This is a genomic window from Paraburkholderia ginsengiterrae (assembly GCF_001645125.1).
GTDB lineage: Bacteria > Pseudomonadota > Gammaproteobacteria > Burkholderiales > Burkholderiaceae > Paraburkholderia > Paraburkholderia ginsengiterrae.
Genome location: NZ_LXKA01000377.1, coordinates 1 through 11182 on the forward strand (window position 1 = coordinate 1; position 11182 = coordinate 11182).

General features: G+C 62.7%; 9 protein-coding genes. 3 read left to right on the forward strand and 6 right to left on the reverse strand.

Annotated elements, in window-relative coordinates; all coding sequences use genetic code 11:
* Both ilvA and A6V37_RS36055 read left to right on the forward strand, forming a co-directional pair.
* Window positions 1-1271: threonine ammonia-lyase, biosynthetic (gene ilvA, locus A6V37_RS36050; RefSeq protein WP_064286872.1), on the forward strand; the 1271-nt coding region annotated here is incomplete at its 5' end.
* 264 nt (window positions 1272-1535) lie between these two features.
* The gene (locus A6V37_RS36055; RefSeq protein WP_064267208.1) at window positions 1536-2708 is read left to right on the forward strand and encodes a 4-hydroxybenzoate 3-monooxygenase; all 1173 of its coding nucleotides are present in this window, start codon (window positions 1536-1538) and stop codon (window positions 2706-2708) included.
* A gap of 69 nt (window positions 2709-2777) precedes the next feature.
* Here A6V37_RS36055 and A6V37_RS36060 read toward each other — a convergent pair whose 3' ends face one another.
* From A6V37_RS36060 to oxlT, 5 genes are all read right to left on the reverse strand, one after another.
* Complete coding sequence (locus A6V37_RS36060) at window positions 2778-3611, reverse strand: isocitrate lyase/PEP mutase family protein (protein ID WP_064286873.1); 834 nt, start codon at window positions 3609-3611, stop codon at window positions 2778-2780.
* A gap of 232 nt (window positions 3612-3843) precedes the next feature.
* Entirely contained in the window at window positions 3844-4275 is a 432-nt protein-coding gene (locus tag A6V37_RS36065) for a PAS domain-containing protein (RefSeq protein WP_064267210.1), read from the reverse strand.
* 101 nt (window positions 4276-4376) lie between these two features.
* On the reverse strand, window positions 4377-5627 hold the full coding sequence (frc, locus tag A6V37_RS36070) for a formyl-CoA transferase (RefSeq protein WP_064267211.1): 1251 nt from the start codon (window positions 5625-5627) through the stop codon (window positions 4377-4379).
* A 33-nt stretch (window positions 5628-5660) separates the two neighbouring features.
* Window positions 5661-7403, reverse strand: coding sequence for an oxalyl-CoA decarboxylase (oxc, locus tag A6V37_RS36075; RefSeq protein ID WP_064286874.1), 1743 nt, complete (start codon window positions 7401-7403; stop codon window positions 5661-5663).
* Window positions 7404-7467: 64 nt separating this feature from the next.
* Window positions 7468-8817, reverse strand: coding sequence for an oxalate/formate MFS antiporter (gene oxlT / locus A6V37_RS36080; RefSeq protein WP_064286875.1), 1350 nt, complete (start codon window positions 8815-8817; stop codon window positions 7468-7470).
* 459 nt (window positions 8818-9276) lie between these two features.
* Between oxlT and A6V37_RS36085 the strand changes: the two genes are divergently transcribed.
* A complete protein-coding gene (locus A6V37_RS36085) occupies window positions 9277-9666 on the forward strand; it encodes a hypothetical protein (protein ID WP_064267214.1) in 390 nt (129 codons plus the stop codon).
* Window positions 9667-9772: 106 nt separating this feature from the next.
* On the opposite strand, the gene pstS is transcribed toward A6V37_RS36085, so the two are convergent.
* Window positions 9773-10798, reverse strand: a complete 1026-nt coding sequence (gene pstS / locus A6V37_RS36090) for a phosphate ABC transporter substrate-binding protein PstS (RefSeq protein WP_064286876.1) — start codon at window positions 10796-10798, stop codon at window positions 9773-9775.
* Between the last annotated feature and the right edge of the window lie 384 nt (window positions 10799-11182).

The following is an 11182-nucleotide window of genomic DNA, read 5'->3' on the forward strand; positions in this document are numbered from 1 at the left end:
CGCTCTCGGCGGCGCGCATGGGCGTGAAGGCGATCATCGTGGTGCCGGTCACCACGCCGCAGGTGAAGGTCGATGCGGTGCGCGCGCACGGCGGGCCGACCGTCGAGGTGGTGCAGTTCGGCGAGTCATACAGCGACGCCTACGGCCACGCGGTGAAACTGCAGGAGGAACGCGGCCTGAGCTTCGTGCATCCGTTCGACGATCCGTACGTGATCGCCGGCCAGGGCACCGTCGCGATGGAGATTCTCAGCCAGCATCAGGGGCCGATTCACGCGATCTTCGTGCCGATCGGCGGCGGCGGACTGGCGGCCGACGTGGCGGCGTACGTGAAGTCGGTGCGCCCCGAGATCAAGGTGATCGGCGTGCAGACCGACGACTCGTGCGCGATGGCGGCCTCGCTGAAAGCGGGCGAGCGGGTCACGCTCAACGAGGTGGGGCTTTTCTCCGACGGCACGGCGGTGAAGCTGGTCGGCGAGGAAACCTTCCGCCTGTGCAGCGAGTATCTCGACGACGTCCTGCTCGTGAATACCGACGCGCTGTGCGCCGCGATCAAGGACGTGTTCCAGGACACCCGCAGCGTGCTGGAGCCGGCCGGCTCGCTCGCGGTGGCGGGCGCGAAGCAGTATGCCGAGCGCGAGGGCATCGAGAACCAGACGCTGATCGCGATCACCTCCGGCGCAAACATGAACTTCGACCGCATGCGCTTCGTGGCCGAGCGCGCCGAAGTCGGCGAGGCACGTGAGGCGGTGTTCGCCGTGACGATTCCCGAGGAGCGCGGCAGTTTCCGGCGCTTCTGCGAACTGGTCGGCACGCGCAGCGTCACCGAGTTCAACTACCGGATTGCGGACGCGAATTCGGCGCATATCTTCGTGGGCGTGCAGATCAGGAATCGCAGCGAACTGGCGCAGATCGCGGGCGCGTTCGACGCGCACGGCTTTCCCACCGTCGACCTGACGTTCGACGAACTCTCCAAGCAGCACATCCGCTACATGGTGGGTGGCCGTTCGCCGCTCGCGCACGACGAACGGCTGTTCCGATTCGAGTTTCCCGAGCGGCCGGGCGCGCTGATGAAATTCCTCTCGTCGATGGCGCCGAACTGGAATATCAGCCTGTTCCACTACCGCAACCAGGGTGCGGACTACAGCTCGATCCTGGTCGGCATCCAGGTGCCCGAGAGCGAGACCGCGGAGTTCGAGCGCTTTCTCGCCACGCTCGGCTATCCGAACTGGGAAGAGACGCAGAACCCGGTGTATCGGTTGTTTCTGGCGTAGCTTGGCGAAGCTGAATGGATCGGGGTTTACCTTGATGCAGCCAAGCCCAGCGCGAAGAATCCGCCGGCCGGCGAATGCGCCTGAATGAGCTGCGAGCCCCGTCCAGATTGCGTTTGCGCGCGGATGCGCTGATCGGTCGCGCTCACCTGGGCCCATCCATTATCTCGAAATTACATACGGCCTATCCACCGTATCGCGTTGCGCGATATAGCGCGTGATCGTCAAACTGAATGCAACTCAAACACCGCATTCAGGAGACACCTCATGCGCACCCAGGTTGGCATTATCGGCGCCGGGCCCGCGGGCCTGCTTCTTTCCCATCTTCTTCATTTGCGCGGCATCGACTCCGTCGTGCTCGAGTCGCGCACACGCGAGCAGATCGAATCCACCATCCGCGCAGGCGTGCTCGAACAGGGCACGATGGACCTGCTGACGGAAGCTGGCGTGGGCGCGCGTATGAGGGCCGAAGGCGCGCTGCATCACGGCTTCGAACTGGCGTTCGAAGGCAGGCGGCGCCGCATCGACCTGACCGGACTCACCGGCCATTCGATCACGGTCTACGCGCAGCACGAAGTCATCAAGGATCTGGTCGCGGCGCGCGTGGCCGCCGATGGCAAGCTGCGCTTCGGTGTATCGGAGACGTCGATTCACGGCATCGATACCGACCAGCCGTCGATCCGCTATCGTCACGAAGGCGAGGCGCACGAACTGCAATGCGATTTCGTGATCGGCTGTGACGGTTTCCATGGTGTGTCGCGTGGGGCGATTCCGCAAGCGCTGAAGAAGGATTTCGAACGGGTGTACCCGTTCGGTTGGTTCGGAATCCTGTGTGAAGGGCGGCCCTCGTCGGACGAACTGATCTATGCTCGTCACGAGCGCGGCTTTGCGCTGGTCAGCACGCGATCGGCCAATGTGCAGCGCATGTATTTCCAATGCGACCCGAAGGATTCCGTCGAGAACTGGTCCGACGACCGCATCTGGGCGGAACTGCATGCCCGTGTCGATTCGCACGACGGCCAGCAGATTGTCGACGGCAAGATTTTTCAGAAGAACATTGTGGGCATGCGCAGTTTTGTCTCGGCCACGATGCAGCATGGGCGTCTGTTTCTCGCGGGCGACGCGGCGCATATCGTGCCGCCGACCGGCGCCAAGGGCATGAACCTGGCCGTTGCCGACGTGCGCCTGTTGTCCCGCGCACTGGATGCGTTCTACGTCGACAATCGCACGGACCTGCTCGACGGCTACAGCGCAACCGCGCTCAAGCGCATCTGGCGTGCCGAGCATTTCTCGTACTGGATGACCAGCATGATGCACCGCATCGAAGGTGCGTCGCCGTTCGAGCAGCAGCTTCAGGTGGCCGAGCTCGAATATGTGACGACCTCGCGCGCGGCCGCTACCGCCATGGCGGAAAACTACGTCGGCGTGGCGGTAGCGTAAGCGGGCAGCTAATTTGCCACCTAATTTGCCACCTAATTTGCCACCTAAGTTGCCAACTTAGACGGCAACCTAGCGGTCGGCCTCGCGGCTGCCGAACAGCTCATCGAGTCGCGCGCCGGCCGCCGCGCCTTCAAACCCGTCGAAGCGGCCCTCAACCAGCGACTGCGCCGCGCGCATGAATCCGCCCCATGCCGCGCGCGCCAGCCCGCCGCCGACGCTGATGCGCCGCACGCCGAGCGCGGCGACGTCCTGCACCGTGAACGGCGAGGTCGAGCCGATCAGCAGGTTGACGGGCTTCGGCGCAACCGCGGCGACCACGGCTTCGATCTGTTCGCGTGTCTTGATGCCAGGCGCGTACAGGCAGTCGGCGCCGGCCGCGGCATAGGCCTTCAGGCGAGCAATCGTGTCGTCCAGGTCCGGCGAGCCGGCGAAGAAGTTTTCCGCACGGCCGACCAGCAGCGTGTCGCCACCGCTTGCGTCGATCGCGCGGCGTGCGGCGCTGAGCCGTTCAACCGCGACCTCGATAGGGAAGAGAGGGGCGGCGGGGTCGCCCGTGGAATCTTCGATCGACAGCCCGGCAACACCCGTCTCGACCGCCAGCCTGACGCTTTCCGCCACCTCGGCGGGATTGCGCCCGAAGCCGTTCTCGAAGTCGGCGTTCACCGGCAAGTCCGTGGCCTCGACGATCTCACGCAGATGCGCGAGGATGGCCGCGCGGGGCAGATTGTTGTCGGCGTGTCCGGTGGACCAGGCAAAGCCGGAACTGGTCGTGGCGAGCGCCTGGAAACCGAGCATCTGCAGATAGCGGGCGCTGCCGGCATCCCACGGATTGGGCAGGACGAAACAACCGGAAGCGTGCAGTGCCTTGAAAGCGGCGCGCTTCTCGGCAGTGGTGCGGGGCATGGCATATCTCCCTGAAGGCGGGCAAAAGCGGGCGAGCCTGGGCTGCCCTTGCCGGTTAGACGGCTTCGAGGTCCACGGCCAGGAACCCGATGCCGCTGTCGGAAGCATTATCGACGAAGTCAGTCGGGACGTACCGCGCGCTCAACGCGCTGATTTCCGTAGTGTCCCGACTTTCGTCCGCATGGTGGTACCGACTAACCCGCGTTCCAGTACGATGCGCGTGCCCGAGCGCTTACGCCTTCGCGGTCGCTTCGAGTTCCGCGAGACGTTTGCGCAGCAGACGATCCTCCTGGAAACGGCTGGTTTCGTCGCGGATGACCGCAACAATCCCGGTGAGCTCGTTTTGCGGCGAATGCAGCAGCGCGACCGTAAAGGCAATGGACAGCGAGCGCCCGTCCTTGTGCACCGCGGGCACCCGCAGCACGTCGTTGCCGTAACGGGTTTCGCCCGTTGCCATGGTCTTGTGATAGCCGTCCCAATGGCGGCCGCGCAAACGCTCCGGAATGATCAGGTCGAGCGAATTTCCGAGCGCCTCGCCTTGCGTAAAGCCGAACATGCGCTCGGCCGCGGGATTCCAGAACGTGATGCTGCCGCTGGCGTCGGAAATGACGATCGCGTCGCCGATGACGGTGGCGAGTTGCTGAAAGTCGATGGCATTCTGCATGGCGCTCCCGAAAGAAGATCACAGATGGCTCAAGGGAGACGGCGCCGCGCGGACGCCGCCTCGATAAGCTCGAGCATACAACCGGGCGGCCCCCGGTGCCGTCAAACCGCCTTGATTTCACGCAGGTTGAAGATGTCCTGCTGGCTGTAGCCAAGACCTGCCAGCACTTCTTCCGTGTGTTCGCCGAGCAGCGGTGAGGCGGTGACCTCCGGCTGCAGATCCGAGAATTTGATCGGACTGCCAACGGTCAGATAGGTGCCGCGTTTCTTGTGCGGCACTTCGACGATCGTGCCGCTTGCGCGCAAGGAAGGATCGTTGGCGAGTTCCTTCATGGTCAGCACGGGCGCGCACGGAATGTCGAACTTGCGCAAAATATCGACCGCTTCGAATTTGGTCTTGTCGGAGAGCCAGGCTTCGATGGTCTTGAAGATCTCGAAGATATGCGGTTGACGCGCTTCAGGGGTCTTGTAGGCGGGGTCATCGATCCACTCGGGTTTGCCGAGTGCATGACAGATCGGTGCCCATGCATGGCCCTGGATCGTGAAGTAGATATAGGCGTTCGGATCCGTTTCCCAGCCCTTGCACTTGAGCACCCACCCCGGCTGGCCACCGCCGCCCGCGTTGCCGCCGCGCGGCACCACGTCGCTGAATTCGCCGTGCGGATATTGCGGATATTCCTCGAGATAGCCAACACGCTCCAGCCGCTGCTGGTCGCGCAGTTTCACCCGGCACAGGTTCAACACGCTGTCCTGCATCGACACCGCCACCTTCTGGCCTTTGCCGGATTTGTCGCGCCCCAGCAGCGCGGTCAGAATGCCGATAGCCAGATGCATGCCGGTATTGCTGTCGCCCAGCGCCGCCGCGCTGATGGTCGGCGGGCCGTCCCAGAAGCCGGTGGTGGAGGCCGCGCCGCCCGCGCATTGCGCGACGTTTTCGTAGACCTTCAGGTCGTCGTAATGATGGCCGTCGCTGAAGCCTTTCACCGAAGCTACGATCATCTTCGGATTGAGTTCGTTCAGGCGTTCCCACGAAAAGCCCATGCGGTCCAGCGCGCCCGGCCCGAAATTCTCGACCAGCACGTCGGATTCGCGGACCAGCTTTTCGAGTATCTCCTTGCCTTCAGGTTTCTTGGTATCCAGCGTCAGCGACTTCTTGTTGCTATTGAGCATCGTGAAGTACAACGCGTCGGCGTCGGGAATGTCGCGCAACTGATTGCGCGTGACGTCGCCCGAACCCGGGCGTTCGACCTTGATGACATCCGCGCCGAACCAGGCGAGCAACTGCGTGCACGCGGGGCCGGCCTGAACGTGGGTGAAGTCGATAATCTTGATGCCTTCGAGTGGTTTGGTCACTTTGATTTCTCCGGGTTGCTCGTGGTTACGCGTTTACTTTTTCATCGCCGCGCTTTGCGGGTTCAGATTGGTCAGGCGGCCGCTTTCGGTGCCCGCCGCTTCATCGATCACGGCGTTGATCAGCGTCGGCTTGCCCGAGGCGATGGCTTCGAGCAGCGCGTTCGTGAGTTCTTCCGGCGTGGTCGCGTGATGGCCAACGCCGCCGAAGGCCTCGATCATCCTGTCGTAACGGGCGTTCTTGACGAACACGGTGGGCGCGACGTCCTTGCCGCCGGTCGGGTTCACATCGGTGCCGCGATACACGCCGTTGTTGTTGAACACGATCGTGCAAACCGGCAGGTCGTAACGGCAGATGGTCTCGAGTTCCATGCCGCTGAAGCCGAACGCGCTGTCGCCTTCGATCGCAACAACCGGCTTGCCGGTCGTCACCGCCGCGCCGATCGCGAAGCCCATGCCGATGCCCATGATTCCCCACGTGCCCGAATCGAAGCGTTTGCGCGGTTCGGCCATGTCGATGATGCTGCGCGCGTAGTCGAGCGTGTTCGCGCCCTCGTTGACCACGTTGATGTCCGGCCGCGTTTTCAGCACGTCGCGGATCGCGCGCAACGCGCTGTGGAAATTCATCGGCGACGGATTCTTGTCGAGCGTCGCGGCCATCTTCGCGAGGTTTTTGTTCTTGCGTTCTGCGATTGCGCTGAGCCACTCCACGCCGGGTTTCGCGTAGCTCGCGTCGAGTCCTGCGCGAAGCGCCGCCACGCACGAGGCGATATCGCCGATCACCGGCGCGGCAATCGCCACGTTGCTGTCGATTTCAGTCGGCGAGATGTCGATCTGGACGAACTGCTTGGGCTGCGCGCCCCACGTTTTGCCCTTGCCGTGCGACAACAGCCAGTTCAGCCGCGCGCCGATCAGCACGACCACGTCCGCTTCCTGCAGCACGAACGAGCGGGCCGCCGCTGCGGATTGCTCGTGCGTGTCGGGCAGCAGACCCTTGGCCATCGACATCGGCAGATACGGAATGCCGCTCTGTTCGACGAAGGCGCGAATCTCCGCGTCGGCCTGAGCGTAGGCGGCCCCTTTGCCGAGCAGGATCAGCGGACGCCTGGCGCTCTTCAGCACATCGATAGCACGCCTGACCGATTCTGGTGCGGGAATCTGGCGCGGCGCGGCGTCGACCACGCGCACCAGCGACTGCTGCGCCTTCACGGCATCCAGCGTTTGCGAAAGCAGCTTGGCCGGCAAGTCCAGGTACACACCGCCCGGGCGGCCCGAGACCGCGGCGCGAATCGCCCGCGCCACGCCGATGCCGATGTCCTCGGCATGCAGTACGCGATACGCGGCCTTCGCATACGGCCTGGCCGCGTTCAACTGGTCCATCTCTTCATAATCGCCTTGTTGCAGATCGACGATCTCACGCTCGCTCGAACCGCTGATCAGGATCATCGGGAAGCAGTTGGTGGTCGCGTTGGCGAGCGCGGTGAGGCCGTTCAGAAAACCTGGCGCCGACACGGTCAGGCAGATTCCGGGTTTCTGCGTGATGTACCCGGAGATTGCCGCTGCATTGCCGGCGTGCTGTTCATGGCGAAACCCGATGAAACGCATTCCTTCCGCTTGTGCAAGCCGCGCCAGATCGGTAATGGGGATGCCGACCAGTCCGAAGATGGTGTTGATGTCGTTCAGCTTCAGCGCGTCGATGACGAGATGGAATCCATCGGTCATGCTGGTGGCCTGCTGCTCTAGCGTGTTGTCAGCGTTATGGGTGTCGGCTTCTGCCATGACATGTCTCCTTGGTGGCTGGGCGTGGTGGGGTTCGTCGCGAGTTGGGTGCTCACGTTGTCATTCATTCAGGCGAGCGGCCGGAGGACGGCTGCAGGCGCACTTCCGCAAGTTCTGCGAATTCGGCAAGAGCGGCGCCGGCCGGCGCGCCCGAGTTTTCGATCCAGCGCTTTCTCATGGGGGCGAGGATGAACTTCGCGGACACGGCGGCCGCGATCGATATCACGGCTGCCGAGATGAACACGGTGCTCCACCCGCCGTACGCGGACAGCACCGAGGCAATCGGCACCAGCATCGACGCGGTCCCCTTCGCGGTGTAGAGCGTGCCCGCATTGGCCGCCGCGTATCGGCTGCCGAACGTGTCCGCACAGGTGGCCGGGAAGATCGAGAAGATCTCGCCCCAGCACAGGAACACGGCGGCGGCGAAGAACATGAAGGCATACGGGTTGTGGCCGAACTGCATGAGCCCCAGCAGCGCCACGCCTTCACCGAGAAAGATCATGAACATGGTGTTTTCACGGCCGATGCGGTCCGACAGAAAACCGCACAAGGGGCGGGTGAAGCCGTTGCACAGATTGTCGATCGACAGCGTCATCGTCAGCAGCGGCAGCGTGATGCCCAGCAAATTCACCGGCATTTTGGCAAAGCCGTATTCCCTGGCGATCGGCCCGAGCTGTGCGGTCGCGATGATGCCGCCGGCCGCGACGAACACGAACATCAGATACAGCACCCAGAAGAGCGGCGAACGGATCATCTCGCCTGGCGTGTAATCGATCCGGCTCGCCGCGATGCGCGTGGCCGCGCGGGCGGTGGCGGGCGGTTTCGGCCGGATCAGCAGGGTGGCGAGCAGCAGGATGCAGACGCCCTGAAAAATGCCGAAGAACATGAACGTGTGCTGGTAGCCCGAGCGCTGGATCATGTTGGCGATCGGAATCACGGTGATGGCCGCGCCGGCGCCGAACCCCGCTGCGGTCAAACCGGCCGCGAGACCGCGTTTGTCCGGAAACCATTTGAGCGCCGTGCCGACGCACGTGCCGTACACGCAGCCCGCGCCGATCCCGGCGATGACGGCTGCCGCATAGAGTTCAGCCAGACTGCTTGCATGCGCATCGATAATCCAGCCGAGCGCCGCGCAGATCGAACCGCCTATCACGACCGGACGCGGGCCGAACTTGTCGACCAGCCAGCCTTCTAGCGGCACGAGCCAGGTCTCGGTGACGATGAAGACCGAGAACGCGGTCTGGATTGCCGCCTGGCCCCAATGGTGGGCGTTGTCCATCGGCACGACGAACAGCGTCCACGCATATTGCAGGTTCGCGACGAGCCCCATGCACACAATGCCAATTGCCAGTTGCACCCAGCGGTGATGCCGCAGTGGCGTGCTGCCGCTTCCCGCTGCGTTGGAATGTCCCATGTCCTCGTCTCCTGTCGATTCCGTCGCGCTCAGGCGGCACGTTGGATTTACATGATCGAATCGCCGCATAGCCCGTGTGTCCGAGGGCAATGAGGCGGCAATGGTCGGTCAGAGGGCATTCAACTGCCGAAAACCCCGACGCGCTGATCGAGCGACAACGGCGCTAATGAAGTTGTGCGTGCAACGCGTCTGAGAGGATGCTGCGCGCGAACAGCGATAAGCGAAAGTCAAACATTTTTATGGTTTTCATTCAGTATCGCGAATGGATAGACCTGCTTCTGGTCACGCAATGGCGAAGACTACGGCTTGGCGCGCAAGAGCGGCGAGGGATGAGATACGTTCAGATGGGTACAACGGATATATAAATTCTTTGTTATCGTTATTCGAATAAACTTTAATTATCGTTTATCTATTCGGTTCTCTAAGCTTGGTCGTGCCACTTGCCAGAAGGAGACGGCCATGAACCCCTCATCATTGAACGCTCGCCATAGCGCGCATGACGCGGAAATCGACGCTCATCTGTGTGCCTATAATTCGGCTTTCGACGAACTCGGTTTGCGTTTTCGTTGGGACGCACACACGCTGGTGTCGCTGGCGGTGATCGACGGCGAGCAGGCACGAATCGCCACCTACATCGAGACGCATCATGCGCACTTGCTGACGGCGTATAGCGCCGCGTTCCTGAGCCAGGCGATTCTCGAGAAGAAAAACGCGCGCTATCCGGGGTGTGTGTCGATACGCGTTGAGAGTTCGCCGCGTTCGAACCAGGTGGTGCCCCAGTCGCGCATCACCAGTTCGAGCGAGCCGGTGTCGTATGAGATGGCGTTGCCGGCGCTGGCCGGCATCTAGATGGCGGACGCGAGGCGCGGCACGTTGCGAATAACGTGACGTGCCCGCGGCGGCGACTCGCGACCGCGTTGGTATTTCGCGGCCGCGTGCCCGGTGTCACTGACGCTTACTGCGCAACCGCCTTGCCCGATGCGTCCTTCACCTTCTGTTTCCACTGCGTACGGACCTCGCTCGTCACCGTTTCCGGCAGCGAAATGTAGTCGAGATCGTCAGCTGCCTTGCTGCCGTTCTTGAACGCCCAGTCGAAGAATTTGAGCGTTTCCGCGCCTTGCTGCGGTTTGTCCTGGGTCGTGTGCAGCAGGACGAACGTTGCGCCGACCACCGGCCATGCGTCCTTGCCCGGCTCGTTCGTGAGGATCTGATAGAACGAGCTCTTCCCGTCCGCGCCCGCGGCGGCGGCCTTGAACGTGTCGGTCGTCGGCTCGACCACCGTCCCTGCAGAATTCTTCATCGCGGCATACGTCATGTGATTCTGCTTCGCATACGCCCATTCCACATATCCGATGGCGCCGGGCAGACGCTGCACGAACGCCGCCACGCCGTCATTGCCCTTGCCGCCCGTGCCCGTCGGCCAGTTCACGGTGGTGCCTTCACCCACTTTCGACTTCCACTCCGGGCTCACCTTGGACAGATAGTTGGTCCAGATGAAGCTGGTGCCTGAACCGTCGGCGCGGCGAACCACGGCGATGTCGGTATCCGGCAATTTGATCTTCGGATTCAGCGCGGCGATTGCCGGATCGTTCCACTTCTTGATCTTGCCCAGATAAATACCGCCGAGCACTTCACCCGAGAGCACCAGTTCGCCGGCCTTCACGCCCGGCACATTGATCGCCGGCACCACACCGCCGACCACCGTCGGGAACTGGAACAGACCCGCCTTCGCGAGTTCGTCGTCTTTCAGCGGGGCGTCCGAGCCGGCGAAATCCACGGTCTTCGCGTTGATCTGCTTGATGCCGCCCGACGAACCGATGCCCTGATAGTTGACTTTGCCGCCGCCGGTCTTTTGATAGGCGTCGGCCCATTTGGTGTAGATCGGCGCGGCAAAAGTGCTGCCGGCGCCAGTGATATCGGCGGCGTGTGCGACGCTGACGCAAAGCGCGCAGGCAAGTAGCGTGAGTTGCTTGAGTTTCATGTCGAGACTCCTCTTGGTGTTTGGATCGACTTCAATGGGCGCAACTTAAGGCCCGCATGTGACGTTCTTGTGACCATCCGGATTCATGCACGCCATTGCCTGGGCTTAAGGATCCACTAAGCCAGAATAGGCAAAAGTGCACGGTTAACCTGCTCTTGATCGGCGCTATAGACCCGCGTCTATTTGTCAGTTTAGTTGGTGCCCGGCCCAACGCAGACATCGCATGACGATCGTTGGAGTCGCAGTATCGCTGCGCGTTTCCTGGGAACGAACGGGGGTGGCATCCCGTTTTGGAAAACGGCAGGACTTGTGGGGAAGGGGGCTAAGTGTGGCTGGTTTGAGCGAGCCGGCGGGTGGTGGCGCGCATGTCGGCAGCGCAAGGGG

Coding starts and splice junctions, on each gene's coding strand:
- oxlT (WP_064286875.1), bottom strand. CDS start 8,817: ATGGGACATTCCAACGCAGCGGGAAGCGGCAGCACGCCACTGCGGCAT.
- pstS (WP_064286876.1), bottom strand. CDS start 10,798: ATGAAACTCAAGCAACTCACGCTACTTGCCTGCGCGCTTTGCGTCAGC.
- A6V37_RS36055 (WP_064267208.1), top strand. CDS start 1,536: ATGCGCACCCAGGTTGGCATTATCGGCGCCGGGCCCGCGGGCCTGCTT.
- A6V37_RS36060 (WP_064286873.1), bottom strand. CDS start 3,611: ATGCCCCGCACCACTGCCGAGAAGCGCGCCGCTTTCAAGGCACTGCAC.
- A6V37_RS36085 (WP_064267214.1), top strand. CDS start 9,277: ATGAACCCCTCATCATTGAACGCTCGCCATAGCGCGCATGACGCGGAA.
- oxc (WP_064286874.1), bottom strand. CDS start 7,403: ATGGCAGAAGCCGACACCCATAACGCTGACAACACGCTAGAGCAGCAG.
- A6V37_RS36065 (WP_064267210.1), bottom strand. CDS start 4,275: ATGCAGAATGCCATCGACTTTCAGCAACTCGCCACCGTCATCGGCGAC.